The following is a 25,345-nucleotide window of genomic DNA, read 5'->3' as shown; positions in this document are numbered from 1 at the left end:
GGATACCTAAGAAAGATTTAATGAGCTTCTCTAACGACGCAGCAGAGTATAGAGAGTGGAAACATCAGCAGAAGAGCGGAAACATCAGCAGAAGAGCGGAAACATCAGCAGAAGAGCGGAAACATCAGCAGAAGAGCGGGAACATCAGCAGAAGAGCAGAAACATCAGCAGAAGAGCGGAAACATCAGCAGAAGAGCAGAAACATCAGCAGAAGAGCGGAAACATCAGCAGAAGAGCGGAAGCATCAGCAGAAGAGCGGAAACATCAGCAGAAGAGCGGAAGCATCAGCAGAAGAGCGGAAACATCAGCAGAAGAGCGGAAACATCAGCAGAAGAGCGGAAACATCAGCAGAAGAGCGGAAACATCAGCAGAAGAGCGGAAGCATCAGCAGAAGAGCGGAAACATCAGCAGAAGAGCGGAAGCATCAGCAGAAGAGCGGAAGCATCAGCAGAAGAGCGGAAGCATCAGCAGAAGAGCGGGAACATCAGCAGAAGAGCGGAAACATCAGCAGAAGAGCGGAAACATCAGCAGAAGAGCGGGAAGCATCAGCAGAAGAGTGGGAACATCAGCAGAAGAGCGGAAACATCAGCAGAAGAGCGGGAACATCAGCAGAAGAGCGGAAACATCAGCAGAAGAGTGAAAACATCAGCAGAAGAGCGGAAACATCAGCAGAAGAGCGGGAACATCAGCAGAACTACAGGGGAGGCAATTAGTCTGGATCGTTTCTGCTGGCAGCTGAGATCTGTGCAGGAGGCTGAAGCGTTCCCCTAAGGTGCGCGACTGGCCGGAACGGAAAACAACATAGCGCTACACCACAGTTGATGGATTTTGTGCTAAAAACAACATACTATTAGAAAGAAAAGAATCTTTGTTTTTTGAACATATTCATTAACAGTTACATTAAAGTAAAAGGGCGTCTGAATCTGAAATCAATATTATAGCCTCACGAAGTCTAGACTGTTGAAAGTCTTTTGTTCACGCAATATGACAAATAAGCTGATAAGTCGTTAAAATTAGCCCCAATTGCTTTTCATGAATTGACAGACTTTGCTGTTCAATACCACTATACTTTCAGTTAAGGGATTTTTCAGGAAAGGAAGAACAACGTGTGACCATTTATCTGGATGCTGTCTGGCTGCTGAACTTATGTTTGGATATGATGTTACTGATGCTCACACAAGCTCTGGCAAAGGATAGTACAAAACGATTGAGAATTCTTTTCGGTGCATTTGTCGCTTCATTATTGGTTCCGCTATCTATTTATTACCCTGATTCATTTTTTACAAGCGTGATGGGAAAGCTGTTGTATTCAATTATTATTATTATATGCAGTTTTCGTATTTACTCAGTTTATCAGATGTTTAAATTATTGCTCTTATTTTACTTCACAACTTTTTCTATAGGGGGTGGATTGATCGCCGTACACTTTCTATTCCAAGATCCGGTTGGTCTTTCCCCAAACGGGGTTCTGACATTCAATAGCGGTTATGGTGACCCGATCAGTTGGCTCTTTGTTGTCATTGGATTCCCTGTCATTTGGTATTTTACTAAGTCGCGTATGGACAAGCATGCTGCAGAGAAAATCCGTTATGATCAAGTATGTCCGGCTACGATTCAAATTCGGCAGATAAGTCAATCGACGACAGCTTACATCGATAGTGGTAATCAACTGACAGATCCATTAACGAAAAAACCGGTCATTATTGGTGATGAATATTTATTAAAACAGTGGTTTTCGGATGAGGAATGGAGATTGTTGGAAAAAGTTCATGAAACCCTTGATTTTGAAAAGATCCCTGAGAAGTGGCAAAACAGAATTCAAATTGTTCCGTTCCAGGGTGTTGAAGGCATCCGTACGTTTATGCTGGCGATTAAACCTGATAAGGTCACAATTGTTTATGATGAACAAGAAATCGTGACACGCAAAGTACTGATAGGCATCCAATTTGCCGGCTTAACAAAAGATCAGTCCTATCATTGCTTGTTGCATCCGCAAATTATAAAAATGGCCACACCCGCTTCGGCTTAATATCGTACCCATTTTTGCCGTACCTGTAATCTTTTAAATGACAAAACTTCCAAAAGGAGAGACTTGATTTGAAATTTTTAAGACTTCGTTTACGATTATGGTGGTATAAACTACTATTTAAATTGGGTTTCAAAACAGATGAGATTTATTACATCGGTGGAAGTGAAGCACTACCGCCACCTTTATCCAAAGAAGAAGAGCACCGTCTGCTTGAATTGCTCCCTAAAGGTGACAAGTCTGCCAGAGCAATGCTGATTGAACGCAATCTTCGCCTTGTTGTCTATATTGCACGAAAATTTGAAAACACTGGTATTAATATTGAAGACCTCATCAGTATCGGTACAATCGGTCTGATTAAGGCAGTTAATACCTTCAATCCAGAAAAGAAGATTAAACTTGCTACATATGCTTCAAGATGTATTGAAAACGAAATATTAATGTATCTGAGGCGAAATAATAAGCTCAAATCGGAAATTTCCTTTGACGAACCGTTAAATATTGATTGGGACGGGAATGAGTTGTTACTTTCAGATGTGTTGGGAACAGATGAAGATGTGATAACCAAAGATATTGAAACGAATGTCGATAAACATTTGTTGAAAAGTGCGTTGTCACAGTTGAACCCTCGCGAAAAACAAATTATGGAACTCCGGTTCGGTCTGGTCGGTCAGGAAGAGAAAACGCAAAAAGATGTTGCCGATATGCTGGGTATATCGCAGTCTTATATTTCACGTTTGGAGAAAAAAATTATAAGACGCCTGCAAAAAGAATTTAATAAAATGGTGTGACTTACTCCTGCGGGAATTACAGCCATATTGAACCGGTTTATATATATCATCAGATTGCATAAAAAAACTCCTATGGGGAGATACTGCTCATGAACAGCATCTCCAACCGGGAGGGTAGAATATGACAAAACATAAAGTAGAAATCTGCGGAGTTGATACATCAAAATTACCTGTACTGAAAAACAATGAAATGCGTGAATTATTTAAGCAAATGCAGGCTGGTGATATAACAGCAAGGGAAGAGCTGGTCAACGGAAATTTACGTCTGGTATTAAGTGTGATTCAGCGCTTCAATAATCGCGGTGAATACGGTGATGATTTATTTCAGGTTGGCTGCATCGGACTTATGAAATCAATTGATAATTTTGATCTGGGACATAATGTGAAATTTTCCACCTATGCCGTCCCCATGATTATAGGTGAAATACGACGCTATCTGCGCGATAACAACCCAATCAGAGTATCGCGTTCTTTGCGTGATACAGCTTATAAAGCCCTTCAAGTCAGGGAAAAATTAATCAGTAAAACATCCAAAGAACCGACAGCGATGGAAATAGCTGAAGAAATGGATGTCGATCATTCCGAGATTGTATTTGCAATGGACGCTATCCAGGATCCGGTGTCGTTATTCGAACCGATCTATAACGATGGCGGCGATCCGATATATGTTATGGATCAATTGAGTGATGATAAAGACAAAGACTCACTGTGGGTTGATAAACTTTCGCTGAAGGAGGGAATGTATCAACTGCATGATCGTGAGAAAACCATTTTGAATAAACGTTTTTTTCAGGGAAAAACCCAAATGGAAGTAGCTGATGAAATCGGTATATCACAAGCTCAGGTTTCAAGACTTGAAAAGGCAGCTATCGACCAAATGAACAAAGAAATGTTCGAATAAACACTCAACTGCATAAGGATTAGCTTATAATTGACGCCAAAGTAAATTTGGGGTCTTTTTTTTGCAGTTAAGAAGGTCTGAATTCTTTCTCAATGCATAAGTGCAACGAAGGCATTCGTCTCACCGGCGAATGTCCGGTTTTTCTAAACTCAATTTCCATGATTGAATTCAAACAAAATAAAAAAGAGGGAAATATAATAATTTACTCCTTCGCCTGCATATAAATCTCTAGTAAGAGGCAGGTGAAGCTTGTGGTAACGTTATCTGAACTGCAAATTAAGGAAGTCATTGTAACGAATGACGGCAAGCGGTTAGGGCAACTTTCCGATTTGGAAATCGACGGGAATAACGGCAGAATTACGGCATTGGTACTTATCGCAAAGGATAAAAAATCGGGCGTATTCGGAAAATCTGATGAACTTATTATTCCCTGGAAAAACGTTGAGGTGATTGGTACGGATGTTATATTGGTTAAAGAGGTTAAACAACCAGCCCTTTATTCTGAACAGGAATTACTCGAATAATGTCATAAATATGATAGAATGGAATAAGCAAATAGTGCCAATTAGGAGGAAGACAAATGATGGAGCCATTTCAGAAACTGACGGAGTCAACGTTGGAATTAAAAAAATGGCAGCAGATGATTCCGGGTCTGAAAGCAGGTTTCACAACAAGAAATGGTGGTTTCTCAGCACCGCCTTTTGATACTTTCAACCTCGGTTTGCACGTACCGGACCTTTCAGCAGATGTGATTTCCAACAGGCGAAAGCTTGCGGACATCGTCCAAATGCCATTGGGGTCGTGGGTTTCCGGTGAGCAGACGCATCGGACGAACATTCACACCGTAGCAGAGTGTGATAAAGGAAAAGGATCAACAGCATACGATACATCCTTAAGGCAGATTGACGGCCTGCTCACGAGTCAAACAGGGCTATTATGTACTGCTTTTTTCGCTGATTGTGTCCCCATTTTTTTTCTTGATCCATTGACAGGATATATTGGTATTGCTCATGCCGGCTGGCAAGGGACTGTACATCATATTGCACAAAAGATGGTTGAACGAATGCAAACAGCCGGTGCTGATACAGCTGATATATGTGTCGCAATTGGACCGAGTATATCACACGATGTATATGAGGTGGATGAGCGTGTTATCAACCACATTCCACAGGCACTTTTTGACAAAACGGTCACTGTTCAGGGAAATAACCGTTTTTTGCTTGATTTAAAGCAATTGAATGCAGAAATCCTTTTACAACAGGGTGTTTTGCGTCATAATATAGATATAACAAATTATTGTACATTCCGTGATAATCAGCTATTTTTCTCGCATCGGCGTGATCAGGGGGAAACTGGTAGGATGCTGGGCTATATTGGTTACGGTAAATGATTGAATGGGGGAGGATGAAGGGTATAATGGGTGTAGCAGAAAATCTGAGCCATATTAGGCAAAAGATTGAACAGGCCTGTCAAAACAGTAATCGAAAACCCGACGAAATAACCATAATTGGTGTGACGAAATATGTTACAATAGAGCGAGCAAGAGAAGCAATTGAAGCAGGGATTACGAACCTTGGCGAAAATCGTTTGGAAGGTTTTCTGGAGAAACATGAATACATACAAGACAGTGCATCATGGCACTTCATTGGTACCCTGCAATCCAGAAAAGTAAAAGAAGTGATCGGCAAGGTCGATGCTATCCATTCATTGGACAGGGAGTCGCTTGCCAAAGAAATTAACAAAAGAACAGCAAAGCCCGTTGATTGTTTCATCCAGGTGAATGTGAGCGGGGAACAAACGAAACATGGGATTTCACTTGAGGACACATTGCCGTTTATCAGGGAACTGGAAGTGTACAGCAACATCCGGATAGTGGGGTTGATGACAATGGCGCCGCATATTGATGACCAGGAACAATTACGAAACATTTTCAGACAATTGGCTTCGCTTAGAGAAGACATACAGGCCGAACGCATTGCGTATGCACCATGTGAATACTTATCAATGGGCATGAGCAATGATTATCAGATTGCTGTTGAAGAGGGTGCCACACATATCCGAATCGGGTCTGATCTGGTTGGATCTTAATAACGGGGTGAATTGATGAGCATTAAAAATAGAATTAAAAACTTTTTCACAATGGAAGATGAATATGAGTATGTTGATGAGCAAGAAGAAGCAAATCATGAATCGGCAGCACATCAGACAAGCAGCAACGGGAATGTTGTCAGTTTAACAAGTATGCAGGGGCCGACATCGAAAGTTGTGCTTTATGAACCGCGTAATTACAGCGAAGCACAGGAAATTGCCGACAATGTTGTCAATAAACGGGCGGTCGTCATCAATCTTCAGCGTGTTGATCATCAGCAGGCCAAACGGATTGTCGATTTTTTGAGCGGCACTGTATATGCGATTAGCGGTGATATTCAAAAAATTGGTGCCGGAACATTTTTATGTACAGCCGATAATGTCGATGTATCGGGATCCATTACTGAATCACTTGCTGAAGAAGATGAATATAGTAAAGGATGGTAGCAGACTATGCACTCACTACTTAATGTTTTATATTTGGCATTGGAGCTTTACAGTTTTGCTCTGATTATTTATATTTTTATGTCTTGGTTTCCGGGAGCACGTGAATCCTCATTTGGCGTTTTTTTGGCCAAAATATGCGAACCATATCTTGAACCTTTCCGCAGAATTGTACCGCCGCTTGGCATGATCGATTTGTCCCCGATCGTGGCTATTTTTGTTTTGTATTTTGCAAGAGCCTTCGGACTGCCTGTTCTGTTTAGCTGGTTCTGATGGGTGAATGACATTGGACATTTATCAGCATTACAGAAAAGAAGAACATGCATTTATTGATCAGGTACTATCATGGATAGATCGGGTGGAAAACACTTACGTGATGAAGGTAACGGACTTCCTTGATCCGCGAGAACAGCAAATCGTTAAGACACTTGCCAAGACAAGCATAGAAGAGCTAAAGGTTTACGAATATGGAGGCAGTGATCATGCTGAACGGCGGCGGATAATTATTGCACCAATGTACGATGAAGTGATAGCACCCTCTTTTCAGCTCACGTTACTGCAGGGGTCTTACCATGACAAATTTGTTTCAGTTGAGCACCGTGATGTCATGGGCGCATTTTTATCGTTGGGGATCAAACGGCAAAAAGTAGGCGACATTATGGCTGAAAACGGACTGATTCAAATTGTGATGGCCAAAGAAGTTGCGTCATTTGTACTGGCGAACTTAACAGCCATCAAAAGGACACGGATCAACCTGGAAGAACAACCGCTTTCTTACCTTGTGGAACACGATGTCAATTGGGTTGAGTTCAACCATATTGTGTCCTCATTGCGGCTTGACACAGTTATCAAGGCCATTTACAAACTGTCCCGTAAAGACGCAGCTGAATTCATTGCCAAAGGTCTTGTGAAAGTGAACCATAAAGTTTCTGATGACCGCAAATTAATGCTTGAATCCGGGGATATGCTTTCTTTAAGGGGCAAAGGTAGAAGCAAGTTGGTTGCAACCAATGGTCGGACAAAAAAAGACAACATCAGCATAACAACGGCACGATTAAAATAATCGGAATAAATTTGCAGGATTTTTAGCTTTTTTGTCGAATTAATATAGAGTCAACACCAAAATCTATGGTTGAAATGAATGTATGAATATGGTAATAAAACGAGCTAGCGGAGGAAAAACACAGAGACTCCTGTGGGAATGCGCAATGTGAAGACCCCGCAGAAAAAGTGATCTTCTTTTTCAGGAGGCTGAGGACAAGCGACGGAAAGCGACGTGTTTTTCTGAAGCGACTGCTTACGACAAAATGACATCTGATTTGTCAACTACAGATCTTGGTGAACAGCCTTAATATATAATATAAAATTATCTATCGGTTAAACCACTTAAGGAGGTGGCCTGTGTGGCATTAACACCACTGGATATTCATAATAAGGAATTTACAAGAAGTTTTCGCGGATATGACGAAGATGAAGTCAATGAGTTTTTAGATCAGGTTATCAAAGACTATGAAATGACGATTCGTGAGAAAAAAGATTTACAGGAAAAAGTCGATGGACTGAATGAAAAATTGGGACATTTCACCAATATTGAAACAACGCTTAATAACTCTATTCTGATTGCGCAAGAGACGGCTGAGGAATTAAAAGGAAATGCGCAGAAAGAATCAAAGCTGATTATAAAAGAGGCTGAAAAGAATGCCGACCGGATTGTTAATGAGGCGTTGGAAAAATCCCGCAGAATTGAAATGGATATTGAGGGGCTGAAAAAGCAGGCTAAAGTTTTCCGTACCCGTTTGAAAATGCTTGTGGAAGCACAACTGGATGTCATTGACGCAAATGACTGGGAAGATTTATTCGACGAAGAGACCGATGAAGCTGATGAGGCGACGGAAAAAGCGCCTGATTATGCTGAATCAAAGGCATAGACCTTGACGTGCTAATATATTTTACATATAATGCTCATATATCAATATGACATATGATGACGGAGACAGTATGAATGTCACTCTGCTGGAGCGAATCAGGGGCGGTGAAAGCCTGGTGCGGATTACATTCTGAATATCACTCCCGAGTATTCATTCTGAAAGCAAGTAGGGATGGACGGTTTATTCACGTTACGGATCTTAAGTGAATTTAAATTGATTAACCTGCGATTTTAAATTTATAAGGGTGGTACCGCGAGCCTTCTCGTCCCTTTTTTTGGGATTGAGAAGGCTTTTTAACGTCAGACGGTATAAATTATATGACCTTATAAGAAAAACGTCGACATCTTCTATAAGATGAGGCGAATGTTGCGTTTTTCTACAATTCAAGGTTTATGAGATGAATAGGAGGAAATCAGATTGGATTATAAAGACACATTACTGATGCCTAAGACCAAGTTTCCGATGCGCGGCAATTTGCCAAATAAAGAACCTGAGCGACAGAAAAAATGGGAAGAAAACCGGATTTATGAAAAGGATCTGGAACGGACAAAGGGCCGCCCACTCTTCATTCTGCATGACGGGCCACCGTATGCCAATGGGGATCTGCATATAGGGCATGCACTAAACAAAATATTGAAGGATTTTGTTACCCGATACAGATCAATGAGCGGCTATCATACACCTTATATCCCGGGCTGGGATACACATGGCCTGCCAGTTGAAACAGCACTAACTAAAAAGAAAAAAGTTGATCGCAAAAAAATGAGTATTGCCGAATTTCGGCAAAAGTGTGCTGAATACGCCATTGGGCAGCTTGACAATCAGCGCGAACAATTTAAGAAGTTTGGCGTCCGTGGCGATTGGGATAACCCTTATATTACACTGAACAAAGATTATGAATCAGCACAAATCAGAGTCTTTGGTGACATGGCTAAAAAAGGTTACATTTATCGGGGACTCAAACCCGTTTACTGGTCACCATCTTCTGAGTCGGCTCTCGCAGAAGCGGAGATTGAATATCATGATAAACGGTCACCTTCCATTTATGTCGCTTTTAATGTGAAAGACGGCAAAGGAATTCTTGACGGGGATGAAAGACTCATCATCTGGACGACAACCCCTTGGACGATTCCGGCAAACTTAGGCATTGCACTCCACCCGGAATTGGAGTATGCCGTTGTTGCTGTCGGGGATGAAAAATTTGTGATTGCTCATGAATTGCTGGAAACAATAACGGAGGAGCTGGAGTGGGAAAGCCCGGAAGTCATTAAAACATTTAAGGGGTATGAAGCGGATAAAATCATTGCCAAACATCCGTTTTATGACCGTGACTCACTTGTAATGCTAGGTGATCATGTGACTACAGATGCCGGTACAGGTTGTGTTCACACAGCACCCGGACACGGCGAAGATGATTTCTATATGGCACGGTCGTATGGTATTGACCCCCTGTCACCGGTAGACCATCAGGGTTATTTTACCGATGAAGCACCAGGCTTTGAAGGAGAATTTTATGATAAGGCCAATAAACAGATTACTGAAAAATTGGATGAAGCCGGTGCACTGCTAAAGCTGACGTTCATTACACACTCATATCCGCATGACTGGCGCACAAAAAAGCCGACAATTTTCCGTGCGACTTCACAATGGTTTGCATCCATAAAAGATTTCCGTCAGGATATTCTTGATGAAATCAATCGGATCAACTGGTACCCGGCATGGGGTGAAACACGCTTGTATAACATGGTGCGCGATCGCGAGGACTGGTGCATTTCCCGGCAACGGACATGGGGCGTGCCAATGCCGGTGTTTTATGCCGAGAATCAAACGCCGATTATTACTGACGAAACAATTGAACATGTCTCCAAGTTATTTGCTGAATATGGTTCAAACATCTGGTTTGAACGAGAGGCAGAAGATCTATTGCCTGAAGGATTTACATCCGAACATAGTCCAAATGGCAAATTCACAAAAGAAACGGATATTATGGATGTCTGGTTTGATTCAGGCTCCTCCCATGAAGCTGTTTTGATGGGACGTGAAGACCACAAACGCCCGGCCGATCTCTATCTGGAAGGGAGCGACCAATACCGTGGCTGGTTTAACTCATCGATCTCGACAGCAGTGGCAGTTACGGGCAAAGCGCCTTACGAAACAATTGTCAGCCATGGGTTCACGTTGGATGGCAATGGCCGTAAGATGAGTAAATCACTTGGCAATGTTATGGACCCTTTAAAAATCCAAAAACAACTCGGCATTGATATTTTGCGTTTATGGGTTTCATCAGTTGACTATCAGGCAGATGTTCGGATATCGCATGATATTCTTAAGCAAATTTCTGAAAGCTATCGCAAAATCCGTAATACAGTACGGTTTATGCTTGGCAATCTGGCTGATTTTGATCCAATGGAAGACACTGTTCCTGAGGCGGAAATGGAAGAAGTTGACCGTTATATGCTGCACCGTTTGCAGAACTTGGTGAAGAATGTAAGAGACAATTATGACGTTTATGAGTACTCACCGATCTACTCATATATTCATAATTTCTGTGCAGTTGATTTGAGTTCGTTCTACCTTGACTTCGCTAAAGATATTTTATATATCGAAGCAGCCAATGACCATCACCGTCGCAGTATCCAGACAGCTTACTACGAGATCGTGACAACCTTGGTGAAACTCTTGACACCAATCATCCCGCATACAACAGATGAAATGTGGGAGTATATCCCGGGAGTTGAAGCAGAAAGTGTCCAATTGACTGACATTCCGAATCCAAGAGAAATTGTTGGGTTTAATCAGCTTTATGAAAAATGGGATCACTTTATGAACATCCGTGATGATGTCCTGAAAGCACTGGAGGAGGCCAGGGAAGATAAGGTTATCGGAAAATCGCTCGAAGCGAAAATTACGGTGGTACCGAAAGATGCCCAAACACAAGAAGTGCTTAATGGCATTTCCGATGTGCATCAGCTTTTCATTGTATCGGGAGCGGATATAACGGAGGATGCTCCAGATGCGAAAGAATATCGTTATGTTGCTGTGAAAGTGGAAAAACACCCCGGTGAAACGTGTGCCCGCTGCTGGACAGCTTCTGAAACGGTTGGCAGTGATCTTGAACATCCGGATTTGTGTTCACGCTGTGCCGCTATCGTTAAAGAGCATTACAGTGCCTAAAAGCAAAAGCGCCTATCCCTTAATAGGATAAGGCGCTTTTGAGTTATTTGTGGTAAAATACTTATGGTCCCCTTAAAATGTAAACAAAATGTGCTGTTAACTAAAAAATTGCGCTTGTTGTCACAAAATCCATAAACTGCGACGTAAGTGCTAATGGTTGAGTACTATGATAGCGCTCCGGCAGATTACTTCGCTTTCCGTGGGCACGGCTTCAGCCTTCTCGCGGAAAACCACCGCTGCGGGGTCTTCAGACACGTGCTTTTCCCACAGGAGTCTTCGTAATCTGCCTACGCTGATGGTGGTCTTTTAATTAAATATTTCAATGGTCCTGAGAATTATTCGGTCACATTTAGGGGAGGAAATACACTCCTCCGTGGAAAGCGGCGTGTGTTTCCGGAGCGGTATTATAGCACTCAAATATGGTTTCATAGTATGTCGCAGTTTATATCGACTGTGAGGAATAGAGAGCAATAAGGTTTATGAAAAGGACCAAAATGTACTTTACGAAAAGCTAAGAGATAAGACAAACGGAGGAAATGGAATGGTTATATATTACATACTGGCACTGTTTGTTGTCGTAATTGACCAGTTGTCCAAGTGGATTGTAGTGAACATGATGGAACTTGGTGAACAGATAACGGTTATTGGGAATTTCTTTAATTTAACATCACATCGTAATAGTGGAGCTGCATGGGGAATCCTGCAGGGGAAAATGGGCTTTTTTTACGTGATTACAGTCATTGTCGTTATCGGTCTTATATATTTCATGCAAAAACATGCTAGAGAGAGTAAACCCCTGGCAATTGCAATAAGTTTGATTCTCGGCGGTGCAATCGGAAATTTCATTGATCGGCTGTTCCGAAAAGAAGTGGTGGATTTTTTTGACTTCAACATTCTTGGCTATGACTATCCGATATTCAATATAGCGGATTCATCTTTGGTAGTTGGCGTCATCTTAGTCCTTATCATTACCATTATTGACGAACGAAAGGAAAAGCGTAAATATGACGCAAAAGTATAATGTAACAGACATTGAAGCGAATAAACGAATTGATAAATTACTCTCGGACATGATTACGGATGTATCCCGATCAGAGATCCAGTCATGGATAACAGATGGGCATGTCCATGTGAATGGACGGCAAGTGAAGGCTAATCATAAATGCCAGAATGGCGATGTGATCGAATGGACCGTCCCTGAGTCAGAGTCGTTGGCAGTCAGTGCGGAGAATATACCACTGTCAGTGCAATATGAAGACACCGATCTTATAGTCGTCAATAAACCAAAAGGGATGGTTGTTCATCCGTCAGTGGGTCACCAGCATGGAACGCTTGTGAACGCACTGTTGTATCATTGTGACGCGTTGTCATATGTTAACGGCGAGGAACGGCCGGGTGTAGTCCATAGGATTGACAAAGATACGAGCGGCCTTTTAGTTGTTGCTAAAAATGATCACACCCACAATAAGCTAGCAGAGCAACTTTTGGCAAAAGATATTGACCGGCGGTATGAGGCGATAGTGCATGGTGTCATTGAACACGAAACAGGCATGATAGATGCTCCGATTGGCAGAGATCGTAATGATCGGAAAAAGATGGGCGTCCGCGAAAACGGGAAGTCTGCTATAACGCATTTTCGGGTTATGAACCGTTATAAAGATTTTACACATGTTGAATGTCAGCTGGAGACAGGACGTACACACCAAATTCGTGTCCACATGAAATATATTGGTTTCCCGATTGTCGGCGACCCAAAATACGGACAACGAAAAACAATGGTAATCGGCGGCCAGGCGCTGCATGCTAAATATTTGTCGTTTAATCATCCGAGAACAGATGAGCTAATGCATTTCGAGGTGGAACCACCGTCCTATTTTCAGGAGCTGTTGGCCCAGTTCCCACCTGAAAATATATATTGACAATCTGCATTAAGTCTGACATAATTAGTTCAAACGAATTAGGAACCTTTAATATAGTCCAGTGAGGCTAATAAGGTAACGGGAAATAGTTACGTGCGCCTGCGTATGTCCGAACCCTTTTCTCACTGGAGAGAAGGGTTTTTTATGTCTGGAGTGATGGACTTGCAGAAAAAAACAGTTCTGCTTGATGAGCCTGCAATGGGGAGAGCTTTGACGCGTATTGCACATGAAATCGTCGAAAAGAACAAAGGCGGTGCCAACCTTGTTTTGATAGGGATTCAAACAAGGGGTGTTCCTCTGACAAGGCGGCTTCAGGAAAAGATTAGACAGATTGAAGGCATAACAGTGCCAATGGGTGAATTGGATATTACATTATACAGGGATGATCTTGAGAAGATAAGCTCCAACGAAGATCCTGAGTTGAAAGCATCCAAGATTGAAGTGGAACTAAGAAATAAAAAGGTCATTTTAATCGATGATGTACTCTACACAGGCAGGACGGTCCGGGCGGCAATGGATGCCGTTATGGACATTGAACGTCCATCCCAGGTTCAGTTGGGAGTACTAGTTGACCGTGGACATCGTGAACTGCCTATAAGGGCAGATTATGTTGGCAAAAATATTCCAACTTCTGAGGATGAAATCATCGTAGTTCACTTGAACGAAATTGATCAGCAGGAAGAAGTAAGTATTTACGAAAAATGAAAAGATTGACCTTTAATTAGATCCAGAGAGATTTAAAAGGTCGCTATGGAAACGTGTATTCACAACACACGTATACCTCTTTGCGGCCTTTCGCAAAGAGGTTTTTTTAGTGCGCCCGGTATGGGCTATAACTTGGTGGTGAAAGTCCACTACAGGCTTGGCAGTAGGAACTGTTAGCCAAAGGTCGGTTTAAAAGATTTAAACCGTCTCTTCAAGAAAGTGCACTAAAGCTATTGAACCGCCGTATACGGAACCGTACGTACGGTGGTGTGAGAGGTCGACTAGCCAAATAATGGCTAGTCACCTACTCGATTTATAACGTCAGAAAGTATCAATTATGGATGACCTTATAAGAAAACTTCGGCATCCACTATAAGGCGAAGCGAATGCTGAGTTTTTCTAATGTGTCTTAAGTAAGTGACAAGATCCGGACTTCAATACATTAAGGGAGGAAATTGAAATGAGCAAGGAAATGGTAATGGATGTTCAGCAAAAGCCAAAATTGCAGAAGTGGGTGATGCTAAGTTTACAGCATTTATTCGCGATGTTTGGATCGACGATACTGGTTCCGTTTCTGACAGGGTTATCACCGGCAGTAGCGCTTATCTCAAGTGGTCTGGGAACATTATCTTATTTATTGATCACGAAAGGAAAAATTCCGGCGTATCTTGGTTCAAGTTTTGCTTTTATTGCACCGATTATTGGTGCCAGCTCTGCAGGTGGACCATCCGGGGCAATGATTGGAACTTTTTTGGCAGGGGTTGTCTATGGTGTTGTTGCGGTGCTTATCAGATTTTTGGGTCTGAATTGGCTGATGCGGATTTTACCGCCGATTGTTGTCGGGCCGGTTATTATTGTAATCGGCCTGGGCCTTGCTTCAACTGCAATTGATATGTCCATGTATGTACCGGGTCTGGATGAAAATGTATACAGTGGTACACATTTTAGTGTTGCGTTGTTCACGCTCGCTGTAACCATCGCAGCATCAATATTTTTCCGGGGATTCTTTGGGCTGATACCGATTTTAATTGGGATTGTTTCCGGCTATGTATTTGCCATCTTCCAGGGTGTCGTTGATACCGCGGAAATAACAGCGGAATGGGCAACTATAACATCTGCAGGGTCAATTGGCGAACTTTTGACAGGAATCTTTCAATCACCTGACTTTCTTGTACCGTTCGTGCATTACGCACCGTTTGACGTTGCCAGCGGTGAAATTGTATTGCTGATGGTGCCTGTAGCACTTGTAACAATAGCTGAACACATCGGTGATCAGATGGTGCTGTCAAAAGTGGTCGGACGGAACTTCCTTAAAAAGCCAGGTCTTCACCGTTCGATTCTCGGTGATGGTGTGGCAACTATGATTGCCTCTTTTCTGGGCGGGCCGCCGAATACAACGTACGGTGAAAATATTGGTGTTCTCTCAATCACTAGGGTGTTCAGTGTGTTCGTCATAGGTGGAGCTGCTGTTTTGGCAATTTGCTTTGGATTTGTCGGGGTTGTAACGGCCATTATCAGTTCAATCCCATCCGCAGTCATGGGCGGTGTTTCGATTCTATTGTTCGGAATAATTGCGTCAAATGGCTTGCGAATGCTGATTGATAACCAAGTGGACCTGAGTGATAAGCGAAACCTTGTGATTGCATCCGTCATTCTCGTAATCGGTGTCGGCGGGGCATTTATTCAATTATCAGATAATCTGCAAATTGCCGGCATGGCACTGTCGGCCATCATGGGTGTTTTATTGAACCTTATCTTACCCGGTAAAGAAAGTGGATATGGCAATGGAACAATGTTTGATGACAGTGACATTAAGAATAATCAAAATCGCGATGACGCTGCCTGATTTAAAAACAATTTTGGAAAGGATGATGAATCATGCAGGACTTTATATCAACACGTGATCTCTCTGCCGCTTCGATTTATAACATTCTGGAAACAGCTGAAGCTATGCGGTTCAAACAGAATTTTATACAAGGCGGGAAGTTTGCAGCCAACTTGTTTTTTGAACCAAGCACACGAACAAAGACAAGTTTTCAGGTGGCGGAACAGAATCTGGGAATAAACGCACTGGATTTTCATTTAGAAGGTTCCAGTGTGGTGAAAGGAGAATCGCTTTATGATACGGCACGCACATATGAGGCAATCGGAGCTGATCTTTTGGTTGTCCGGCATGCATGTGATCATTGGCATGATCAACTGGTTGGAAGAATATCAACCCCAATTATCAATGCCGGTGCTGGAAAAGGGGAGCATCCGACTCAATCGATGCTTGATCTGCTGACAATCTATCAGGAGTTCGGCTCATTTGAAAATTTGAATATAGCTATAGCGGGTGATATTAAGCACAGCAGGGTGGCACGTTCCAATGCCTATGCACTGACGACCCTGGGGGCAAATGTATGCTTTGCAGCAGCACCCGGCTTTGAAGATGAATCATGGGATATTCCATACGTGTCAATAGATGAAGCATGTGACAGTTGTGATGTCGTGATGCTGCTTAGAATCCAGCATGAGCGCCATGCATCAGTTCCATACCAAACTAGAACATACCTCACCGACTATGGCCTTACAATTGATCGTGAACGGCGAATGCAGAATCATGCGATTGTTCTGCACCCGGCGCCGGTTAATCGCGGTGTTGAAATGGATACCAGATTAGTTGAGTGCGATCGTTCAAGAATTTTTAAACAAATGGAAAACGGTGTATACACGCGAATGGCCATTATAACAATCCTGCTGAATCAATGGGGAGGCAATCATGAAAATTTTACTGAAAAATGCCAGACAATTGCGACGTGATAATGACACAGAACAATGTGATATTTTAATAGAAAAGAACAAAATTAGAAAAATAGCGCCTGACATTAATACAGATGCCGATAAACGGATCGATTGTCAGCAAAACATGGTATTTCCGGGTTTTCTCGATGTTCACATACATTTACGTGAACCAGGAGGAGAACATAAGGAGACAATCAAAACCGGTACAGAAGCGGCAGCACGCGGTGGCTTTACAACGGTATGTGCGATGCCGAATACAAACCCTGTACCAGATAATACGGATACGCTCCAGATATTATTGAATAAAATAAAGGCGGATGCCTGTGTGCGTGTACTGCCTTACGCATCCATTACGAAAAATTTAGAAGGTATGGAATTAACTGACATATCAGATCTTGCTGAGAACGGTGCATTTGCATTTACTGATGATGGTGTGGGTATCCAGACAGCTGATTTCATGCTACAGGCGATGCGTGAAGCTGCAGTCAATGGCAAGCCGGTTGTTGCGCATTGCGAAGATAATTCACTTGTGTATGATGGTGTCGTTCACAGTGGGGAGGTAAGTAAACGTCTCGGATTGCCTGGCATTTCATCATTGAGTGAGTCGATCCAGATCGCCCGGGATGTGCTGTTGGCTGAGGAAACGGGTTGCCACTATCACGTTTGCCATGTGAGTACAAAGGAATCAGTACGCATTATTCGTGATGCGAAAAAGGCTGGTATTCAAGTAACGGCTGAAGTAACGCCACACCATTTGTTGTTGAACGAAGAATCGGTTAAAGAAGACAATGCTGATTTTAAAATGAATCCGCCATTGCGCAGTAAAGCTGACCAGCAGGCATTAATCGACGGTTTACTTGATGAAACTATCGATTTTATTGCAACCGACCATGCACCCCATGCAGAAAAGGAAAAAGCATCAGGATTTCGTCACGCACCATTCGGTATTGTCGGTCTGGAAACGGCTTTTCCACTGTTATATACACACCTAGTCAAAACGAAAATAGTGACCCTGAGCGAATTGATAGACTGGATAACTGTTAAGCCGGCTAACACATTTCAGCTGCCTTATGGCGTGCTTCAGGAAGGTGCAATGGCTGATTTGACAATAGTAGATTTGAATAAACGTGCGTTTGTTGACAAGCAATCATTTTATTCAAGAGGAAAAAACACACCTTTTCATGGCTGGCAAGTACAGGGAATTCCTTTAGCTACCATTGCAGAAGGGAAAATTGTTTATGAGGAGAGATTGGATGACTAAACGACAGCTGGTTTTGGAGGATGGAGCAACTTTCGAAGGTAGTGGTTTTGGAGCTGACACTGATTCGACGGGAGAGGTTGTTTTTAATACGGGAATGACGGGATACCAAGAGGCTCTGACGAATCCTTCAGGCTGCGGTCAGATTGTGACGATGACTTATCCGCTCATTGGAAATTGCGGTATTAACCGTGACGATTTTGAAACAGTAACCCCATTTATTCATGGGCTCGTTGTTAAAGAAATAAGTGAGCATCCGTCAAACTTCCGTAGTGATGAATCCTTGCATGATTATTTGAAAGCAAACGATATTCCTGGTATTTCAGGAATTGATACACGAAAGTTGACGAAACACATCCGTAAATATGGAACAATGAAGGCGATGGTGACAGATACGTTTCATCCGACTGAGAAGCTCACCGAAATGGTGAAAAACATGCCGGACCAAACCGATCAAGTCAAAACCACATCCACTGTCAAACCTTATGTGGTGCCAGGTCGAGGCAAGCGGATTGTTTTAATGGATTTAGGCATGAAACATAGTATTTTACGTGAATTAACGAAGCGGAATTGCCACATAACCGTGGTTCCCTATGATTACAGTGCAGAAAATATCCTGCGATTAAAGCCTGACGGTATCATGCTGACCAATGGACCGGGTAATCCGAAGAATGTTACTGGGCCGGTCGCAATGATCAAATCGGTTTTGGGGAAAATCCCGTTATTTGGAGTTTGCCTAGGACATCAGCTGTTTGCACTTGCCTGTGGCGCTGACACGGAGAAGATGGCGTTGGGTCACCGTGGTGCTAATCAGCCGGTTAAAGATATGGAGAAAAATAAAACGTTTATGACATCACAAAACCACAGTTATGCGATCGTACATGAGTCATTAACGGGAACAGAGTTGGAATTAACTCAGTTTTCACTGAATGATAATTCGGTGGAAGGAATCAGACATAAAAAATACCCAGCCTTTTCGGTGCAATACCATCCGGAAGGTTCACCAGGGCCTGAGGATACACTGCATTTGTTTGATGATTTTATACAGATGATTTCAGAATCCAAACAAAAGGAGAATGCATATGCCTAAGAATACCACCATTGAAAAAATTCTCGTAATCGGTTCAGGGCCGATTGTAATCGGACAGGCAGCCGAATTTGACTATTCCGGTTCACAGGCATGTCAAGCACTAAAAGAGGAAGGGTATACAGTTGTCCTAGCTAACTCCAATCCGGCGACTATCATGACAGACGTAACGGTAGCAGATCAAATTTATATGGAGCCGTTGACGATTGACTTTCTGACTAAAATTATTCGGAAAGAACAGCCTGATGCGGTCCTGCCAACACTCGGTGGACAAACCGCTCTCAATCTGGCTGTGGAATTGGAACAGACAGGCATTCTGGGTGAATATGATACCGAGTTGCTGGGGACACCGCTCAATGCCATTGAACAGGCAGAGGATCGCGAAAAATTCCGGACTTTAATGGGAGAATTGAATGAGCCCGTCCCAGACAGCCAAATTGTTCATTCAGTTGCCGAAGCTTATGATTTTGCACATGATATCGGCTATCCGGTGATTGTACGTCCTGCCTATACACTTGGGGGAACAGGCGGCGGCATGTGTTATGACGAAAGGGAGCTGAAAGAAATTACACGCAATGGCCTGGCATTATCTCCTGTCCATCAATGTTTAATCGAAAAGAATATTGCCGGTTTTAAAGAAATTGAATATGAAGTCATGCGAGATAAGCACGACCAGGCGATTGTAGTCTGCAATATGGAAAACGTTGATCCGGTTGGGATTCATACTGGTGACTCAGTTGTTGTGGCACCATCCCAAACGCTCAGCGATCGTGAAAATCAGCTGTTGAGGAACGCCTCATTGAAAATTATCCGAGCACTGGATATTGAAGGCGGGTGCAATGTTCAACTGGCGCTTGATCCCGACAGTTTTACCTACTATGTAATCGAAGTGAACCCGCGAGTGAGCAGATCTTCAGCGCTTGCCTCCAAAGCAACCGGTTATCCGATTGCCAAAATGGCAGCTAAAATTGCAGCAGGCTTTACATTGGATGAAATCATTAATCCGATTACCGGGACAACGTACGCCTGTTTTGAACCAGCTCTTGATTATGTGGTTACAAAAATTCCGCGCTTTCCGTTTGATAAATTCGTAACCGGCAACCGTTACCTTGGCACACAAATGAAAGCAACCGGAGAAATTATGGCAATCGGTCGCACTATTGAGGAATCACTTCTAAAAGGAGTCCGGTCGCTTGATGTCGGGGCAGAAGAATTATGGCTACCTAATTTGGCGGATGCCCCCGTTGAGGAATTGAAAAACCGTCTAATAAAAGCGGATGATGAGCGGCTGTTCGTCTTGGCCGAAGTTTTCCGGCGGGAATTAACGGTTGAGGAGATCTGGGAGCTGACGAAAATAGACCGATTCTTTTTAGCTAAGATTGAGCAACTGATTAACTTGGAAACCAAGGTAAGTGAGAAAAGGTTTCTGCCGGACGCTTTAATAGAAGCCAAGCAATCAGGGCTCTCGGATACACATATAGCGAGACTCTGGCGTGCAACCGTCGATGATATTTATGATTTACGCATGGACAATAATATAGCTCCAGTCTATAAAATGGTCGATACATGTGCTGCGGAATTTGAGTCGGAAACACCATATTTTTACAGCAGTTATGAAGATGAAAATGAGTCACTGAAATCAGATCGGAAAAAAATACTTGTTCTTGGATCGGGTCCAATTCGGATTGGTCAGGGGATTGAGTTTGATTATGCAACGGTGCACTCTGTCCTTGCGATTAAGGAGATGGGTTATGAAGCCATTATTATGAACAATAACCCGGAAACAGTTTCAACTGATTTCAGCATTTCGGATAAGCTGTATTTCGAACCACTCACACTGGAAGATGTCATGCATGTTATAAATCTTGAACAACCTGAAGGGGTGATTGTTCAGTTCGGTGGTCAGACAGCGATTAATTTGGCTGAAGGGCTTAAGCGACGCGGTGTAAATATCTTAGGTACTGATATGGAGGCAATTGACAAGGCAGAAGACAGAGATCAATTCGAACAGCTCCTGAATGACTTGAAATTACTGCGCCCGAAAGGAAAAACTGTGCCAAAACTCGATCAGGCTGAAGCAGCGGCACATAATATCGGCTATCCCGTACTGGTACGGCCTTCATATGTCATTGGGGGAAGCCGTATGGAAATTGTTTATGACGATGATGAGCTTCATCAGTATTTGGCTAAATCAAATGGAGCGGACAACGCGCATCCTATCCTGATTGATAAATATATTACAGGAATTGAAGTGGAAGTTGATGCCATCAGTGATGGTGAAACGGTTATCGTACCCGGTGTTATGGAGCATATTGAGCGGGCGGGTGTCCATTCAGGTGACTCTATTGCCGTCTATCCACCACAGCGGCTTAGTGAGACTGTGAAACAAAAGTGTATGGATGCAACAGAAAAAATAGCCCGTGAGTTACGTGTGAAAGGACTTATCAACATTCAATTTATAATACGCGAAGATGATGTTTATGTACTTGAAGTGAATCCGCGTGCAAGCAGAACAATTCCGTTTCTGAGTAAGATTACCGGTGTAACGATGGCTAATCTAGCGACACGATGCATTTTAGGTGAGCTATTATCCGACATGGGGTATGATTCCGGGATTTTATCCGAACAGGATACTATTTCTGTCAAAGTGCCTGTCTTCTCGTTTGAAAAGCTACGCAGTGTTGATACTATATTGGGACCCGAAATGAAATCGACAGGTGAAGCAATCGGTCATGACCAAACGCTAGAAAAAGCACTTTACAAAGGCTTGATCGCAGCCGGATTGTCCGTTCCTCAGGAAGGCGCTGTACTCCTGACAGTGGCAGATAAGGATAAATCTGAAAGCCTTCAAATCGCGGAAAGATTTCATCACCTTGGATTCCAGTTGTTTGCAACAGAAGGTACAGCGGCTTATATGAATAAAGCGGGCATTCCTGTGACACACGTTGGAAAAATCGGATCTTCAGAACAAAATGTCCTCTCGGTTATTGAAAATGGTGAGGTACAGATTGTCGTTAATACACTGACATCAGGCAAAAAGCCGCGTTCTGACGGGTTTATGATCAGGCGTGAATCAGTGGAACATGGTATCGTGTGTATGACCAATCTCGATACTGCAGCGGCCATATTGAACGTCATTGATGCGACAACATTCAGCGCGCAGCCGATGATTGATAGACGGGCGGTTTTGATATGAAGAAGTGTACAGAAATGATTGTGACATCAGTGCGTGAAATTGCTTTGGATATATTTGAAATGTCGCTGGCGAATGAATATATTGCGACAGCGGCTGTGCCGGGACAGTTTCTGCATTTATTTGTGGATGGTCATACACTAAGAAGGCCTATATCCATAGCGGAGGTTGCCCGTGATAAAGGTACCATTACTATTTTGTTTAAACGGATCGGAGATGGTACAAAGCGGTTAGCTTCTTTGGAAGCTGGTATGAGCGTGAGTGCCATTGGTCCAGCTGGGAACGGGTTCACATATAAAACCTCGATGAGCTCGGCGTTATTGGTTGGCGGCGGCATTGGTATCCCCCCTTTATATTGCTTAGGTAAAGAACTCAGGCACAGTGGTATTCACGTAAAAGCTATTCTTGGTTTCCAGACAGAAAACCAGGTTTTTTATGAAGAAAAATTTCAGGAGCTTGGGAAAACATACATTGTGACCGATGATGGCAGTTATGGCTATCAGGGGTTGGTGACGGATGTATTGGATCAAAGTGGAAAATTTGATCATTATTTTTCCTGTGGTCCGATTCCAATGCTCCAGTCAGTTATAAATAAATTGGGAGATCAGTCAGGTACCATATCGCTTGAAGAACGATTGGGATGTGGGATTGGCGCGTGTTTTGCCTGTGTCATACCCTCAGATACTGAAGGAGGTTATCGGAAAATTTGCTCCGATGGCCCGGTTTTTGCAGCAAATGAGGTGGTGTTATGACGCAATTATGTGTAGAACTTCCCGGCTTGAACTTAAAAAATCCTGTGATGCCTGCTTCTGGTTGTTTTGGATTTGGCCGGGAGTATAGTGAATTTTACGATTTGAAAAAACTTGGCGCGGTGATCATGAAAGCCGCAACTGGTGACGCCCGCTATGGCAATAAAACACCACGGGTTGCCGAGACACCATCCGGAATGTTGAATGCCATCGGATTGCAGAACCCCGGTGCGGAAAAAATTATAGCAAATGAAGTCCCTTTCCTTGCCAAGTATAATGTGCCGGTTATTGCCAATGTCGCAGGAAGCACAGCTGATGAATATGTGAAGGTAGCTTTAGCATTCAACAATGCTGAGGCAGTGAAGGCACTGGAATTAAATATTTCTTGTCCAAATGTGACAGAAGGCGGCATTCAGTTTGGAACAGATCCTGACATGGCGGCTGACGTAACTGAAAAGGTTAAGGCTGTCAGTCATTTGCCTGTTTATGTTAAACTTTCACCCAACATTTCGGACATTGTGGGGATGGCTAAGGCGGTTGAAGCAGCAGGGGCGGATGGCCTATCTATGATCAATACGATAACGGGCATGCAAATTAATCTGACTGGCAGGGAACCATTATTGGCGAATCAAACGGGAGGCATGTCGGGCAGAGCGCTCAAACCTATCGCCATCCGGATGATATATGAAGCAAGGCAGTATGTTTCAATTCCAATTATAGGTATGGGCGGCATTTCAACAGCTGAAGATGTATTGGAATTTCTACTCGCAGGAGCGAACGCTGTAGCTGTCGGTACAGCAAATTTTCAAAATCCAAATGCTTGCCCCGATATCATTGAAAACTTGCCATATGTATTGCAACAATACGGATTCACATCCGTTACAGACGCTGTTGGAAAGGGGCATAGAAGATGACGAACAAAATATTCCTGGCGCTGGACTTTCCAACGTTGGATGAAGCAAGAAGTTTTATCGACCAGAATGAACTGCAAGGCGTTCCGGTCAAGGTTGGCATGGAACTCTTTTACCGTGAAGGCCCCCGATTGATTGAACTGTTGAAGCAAAATGGTCATGACATATTTCTTGACCTGAAGCTTCATGATATCCCAATAACTGTTGAAAGAGCTATGAAAAACCTGGCCGGACTTGGTGTTGACATGGTGAATGTTCATGCACTTGGAGGAGGTGATATGATTAAGCGGGCAAAAGAAGGGTTAATGGCAGGTGTAGCAGTCGGCGTAATTCCAAAATTACTCGCCGTCACCATACTCACATCTATGGATAATCATATCTTAAACCGTGAAATGAAGATAGAAGGAAATCTGCAAGATAATATCCTGCATTTATCTGAATTGGCTGCTAAAAACGGTGCAGATGGTGTAGTCTGCGCAGCTCATGAAGCCAAGAAGATCAAGGATATGTGCGGCAAGTCATTTTTGACCGTAACACCGGGAATACGGCTCGCGGAGTCTCCGGATGATGATCAAAAACGGGTTGCGACACCAGCTGCTGCCCGTGAAGGCGGCGCAGATATGCTCGTTGTCGGAAGGACCATCACGAATGCCAAAGAGCCAAAAGCGGCGTATGAAAAAGTGGAAAAGGAGTGGTTATATGGGGTTAAGTTATGAAATAGCACGGGGATTGCTTCATATAAACGCTGTACAGATCCGACCTGACCATTATTTTACCTGGACCTCTGGTATTAAATCGCCCATCTATTGTGATAATCGACTGACGATGTCATACCCGAGCATTCGGAGTAAAATTGCAGATGCATTCGTTGAACAAATTGAACAAATGGAATGGAAACCGGATGTTATCGCTGGTTGCGCAACTGCCGGTATTCCACATGCAGCCTTAGTTGCTCAAAAACTGAATCTTCCTATGGTTTATGTGAGATCGAAACCGAAAGACCACGGCAATGAAAACCAAATTGAAGGTAAGATTGAAAAAGAGCAGCGAGTTGTCGTTATTGAGGATCTCATATCAACAGGCGGCTCGTCGATTGAAGTTGCCAACGTGTTGAAAGGTGCGGGTGCCAACATACTCGGGATACTGGCTATATTCACGTATGGCCTTGAAAAAGCGAAGCAGGAATTTACTGACGCACAATTAACATGTCAGGCCATTACAAGTTATGATGAAATCCTTAAATTATTATCGCTGGATGGTATTATCAGCAAGGCTGAACAACACGAATTGGAACAGTGGCGTCTCAGTGTTTAACTTTTTTGAATAGGCAGCATCCTATATGCATAAGTATTCATTTGTATTATAATCATAACGTATAACCATTATT

At 43.0% G+C, this 25,345-nt stretch carries 24 protein-coding genes and 1 other annotated feature; all 24 genes read left to right on the top strand.

Annotation, left to right across the window (positions count from 1 at the left end; all coding sequences use genetic code 11):
- The first annotated feature begins 20 nt into the window (after positions 1 to 20).
- Positions 21 to 713 carry a hypothetical protein gene (locus tag IEW67_RS03300; protein ID WP_188631634.1) on the top strand — a complete coding sequence of 231 codons (693 nt, stop codon included), beginning with the start codon at positions 21 to 23 and terminating at the stop codon, positions 711 to 713.
- A 395-nt stretch (positions 714 to 1,108) separates the two neighbouring features.
- Positions 1,109 to 2,029 carry a sigma-E processing peptidase SpoIIGA gene (spoIIGA, locus tag IEW67_RS03295; protein WP_188631633.1) on the top strand — a complete coding sequence of 307 codons (921 nt, stop codon included), beginning with the start codon at positions 1,109 to 1,111 and terminating at the stop codon, positions 2,027 to 2,029.
- Positions 2,030 to 2,097: 68 nt separating this feature from the next.
- Positions 2,098 to 2,817 carry an RNA polymerase sporulation sigma factor SigE gene (gene sigE, locus IEW67_RS03290; protein WP_188631632.1) on the top strand — a complete coding sequence of 240 codons (720 nt, stop codon included), beginning with the start codon at positions 2,098 to 2,100 and terminating at the stop codon, positions 2,815 to 2,817.
- Between the two features lie 121 nt (positions 2,818 to 2,938).
- Entirely contained in the window at positions 2,939 to 3,718 is a 780-nt protein-coding gene (gene sigG / locus IEW67_RS03285; protein WP_188631631.1) for an RNA polymerase sporulation sigma factor SigG, read from the top strand.
- 251 nt (positions 3,719 to 3,969) lie between these two features.
- Entirely contained in the window at positions 3,970 to 4,242 is a 273-nt protein-coding gene (locus IEW67_RS03280; RefSeq protein ID WP_188631630.1) for a YlmC/YmxH family sporulation protein, read from the top strand.
- Between the two features lie 56 nt (positions 4,243 to 4,298).
- The gene (gene pgeF / locus IEW67_RS03275; protein ID WP_188631629.1) at positions 4,299 to 5,108 is read left to right on the top strand and encodes a peptidoglycan editing factor PgeF; all 810 of its coding nucleotides are present in this window, start codon (positions 4,299 to 4,301) and stop codon (positions 5,106 to 5,108) included.
- Positions 5,109 to 5,134: 26 nt separating this feature from the next.
- Positions 5,135 to 5,806, top strand: coding sequence for a YggS family pyridoxal phosphate-dependent enzyme (locus tag IEW67_RS03270; protein WP_188631628.1), 672 nt, complete (start codon positions 5,135 to 5,137; stop codon positions 5,804 to 5,806).
- 15 nt (positions 5,807 to 5,821) lie between these two features.
- Positions 5,822 to 6,253, top strand: coding sequence for a cell division protein SepF (locus IEW67_RS03265; RefSeq protein WP_188631627.1), 432 nt, complete (start codon positions 5,822 to 5,824; stop codon positions 6,251 to 6,253).
- A 6-nt stretch (positions 6,254 to 6,259) separates the two neighbouring features.
- Positions 6,260 to 6,523 carry a YggT family protein gene (locus IEW67_RS03260; RefSeq protein WP_188631626.1) on the top strand — a complete coding sequence of 88 codons (264 nt, stop codon included), beginning with the start codon at positions 6,260 to 6,262 and terminating at the stop codon, positions 6,521 to 6,523.
- Between the two features lie 13 nt (positions 6,524 to 6,536).
- Complete coding sequence (locus IEW67_RS03255) at positions 6,537 to 7,313, top strand: YlmH family RNA-binding protein (protein WP_188631625.1); 777 nt, start codon at positions 6,537 to 6,539, stop codon at positions 7,311 to 7,313.
- 340 nt (positions 7,314 to 7,653) lie between these two features.
- A complete protein-coding gene (locus tag IEW67_RS03250; RefSeq protein ID WP_188631624.1) occupies positions 7,654 to 8,178 on the top strand; it encodes a DivIVA domain-containing protein in 525 nt (174 codons plus the stop codon).
- Positions 8,179 to 8,225: 47 nt separating this feature from the next.
- Positions 8,226 to 8,451: a binding site (T-box leader), on the top strand.
- 144 nt (positions 8,452 to 8,595) lie between these two features.
- Complete coding sequence (ileS, locus tag IEW67_RS03245; protein ID WP_188631623.1) at positions 8,596 to 11,352, top strand: isoleucine--tRNA ligase; 2,757 nt, start codon at positions 8,596 to 8,598, stop codon at positions 11,350 to 11,352.
- 541 nt (positions 11,353 to 11,893) lie between these two features.
- Entirely contained in the window at positions 11,894 to 12,373 is a 480-nt protein-coding gene (gene lspA, locus IEW67_RS03240) for a signal peptidase II (RefSeq protein WP_188631622.1), read from the top strand.
- Positions 12,357 to 13,271, top strand: a complete 915-nt coding sequence (locus tag IEW67_RS03235) for an RluA family pseudouridine synthase (RefSeq protein ID WP_188631621.1) — start codon at positions 12,357 to 12,359, stop codon at positions 13,269 to 13,271. Before lspA ends, IEW67_RS03235 begins: the two co-directional genes overlap by 17 nt.
- A 162-nt stretch (positions 13,272 to 13,433) precedes the next feature.
- Positions 13,434 to 13,976, top strand: coding sequence for a bifunctional pyr operon transcriptional regulator/uracil phosphoribosyltransferase PyrR (gene pyrR / locus IEW67_RS03230; RefSeq protein WP_188631674.1), 543 nt, complete (start codon positions 13,434 to 13,436; stop codon positions 13,974 to 13,976).
- A gap of 460 nt (positions 13,977 to 14,436) precedes the next feature.
- The gene (locus IEW67_RS03225; protein WP_188631620.1) at positions 14,437 to 15,822 is read left to right on the top strand and encodes a solute carrier family 23 protein; all 1,386 of its coding nucleotides are present in this window, start codon (positions 14,437 to 14,439) and stop codon (positions 15,820 to 15,822) included.
- A gap of 32 nt (positions 15,823 to 15,854) precedes the next feature.
- Entirely contained in the window at positions 15,855 to 16,778 is a 924-nt protein-coding gene (locus IEW67_RS03220) for an aspartate carbamoyltransferase catalytic subunit (RefSeq protein WP_188631619.1), read from the top strand.
- Complete coding sequence (pyrC, locus tag IEW67_RS03215; RefSeq protein WP_188631618.1) at positions 16,738 to 18,021, top strand: dihydroorotase; 1,284 nt, start codon at positions 16,738 to 16,740, stop codon at positions 18,019 to 18,021. Before IEW67_RS03220 ends, pyrC begins: the two co-directional genes overlap by 41 nt.
- On the top strand, positions 18,014 to 19,108 hold the full coding sequence (locus IEW67_RS03210; RefSeq protein ID WP_188631617.1) for a carbamoyl phosphate synthase small subunit: 1,095 nt from the start codon (positions 18,014 to 18,016) through the stop codon (positions 19,106 to 19,108). Before pyrC ends, IEW67_RS03210 begins: the two co-directional genes overlap by 8 nt.
- The gene (gene carB / locus IEW67_RS03205) at positions 19,101 to 22,301 is read left to right on the top strand and encodes a carbamoyl-phosphate synthase large subunit (protein WP_188631616.1); all 3,201 of its coding nucleotides are present in this window, start codon (positions 19,101 to 19,103) and stop codon (positions 22,299 to 22,301) included. Before IEW67_RS03210 ends, carB begins: the two co-directional genes overlap by 8 nt.
- Positions 22,298 to 23,050, top strand: a complete 753-nt coding sequence (locus IEW67_RS03200; RefSeq protein WP_188631615.1) for a dihydroorotate dehydrogenase electron transfer subunit — start codon at positions 22,298 to 22,300, stop codon at positions 23,048 to 23,050. Before carB ends, IEW67_RS03200 begins: the two co-directional genes overlap by 4 nt.
- On the top strand, positions 23,047 to 23,961 hold the full coding sequence (locus tag IEW67_RS03195) for a dihydroorotate dehydrogenase (protein WP_188631614.1): 915 nt from the start codon (positions 23,047 to 23,049) through the stop codon (positions 23,959 to 23,961). Before IEW67_RS03200 ends, IEW67_RS03195 begins: the two co-directional genes overlap by 4 nt.
- Complete coding sequence (gene pyrF / locus IEW67_RS03190; protein WP_188631613.1) at positions 23,958 to 24,674, top strand: orotidine-5'-phosphate decarboxylase; 717 nt, start codon at positions 23,958 to 23,960, stop codon at positions 24,672 to 24,674. Before IEW67_RS03195 ends, pyrF begins: the two co-directional genes overlap by 4 nt.
- Positions 24,658 to 25,272 carry an orotate phosphoribosyltransferase gene (gene pyrE / locus IEW67_RS03185; protein ID WP_188631612.1) on the top strand — a complete coding sequence of 205 codons (615 nt, stop codon included), beginning with the start codon at positions 24,658 to 24,660 and terminating at the stop codon, positions 25,270 to 25,272. Before pyrF ends, pyrE begins: the two co-directional genes overlap by 17 nt.
- The last annotated feature ends 73 nt before the right edge of the window (positions 25,273 to 25,345 follow it).

The organism is Lentibacillus kapialis, from assembly GCF_014646635.1.
In the GTDB taxonomy this organism is placed as follows: domain Bacteria; phylum Bacillota; class Bacilli; order Bacillales; family Amphibacillaceae; genus Lentibacillus; species Lentibacillus kapialis.
Note: the sequence above shows the minus strand (reverse complement) of the source record. Positions and strands in the feature narration are given on the sequence as shown.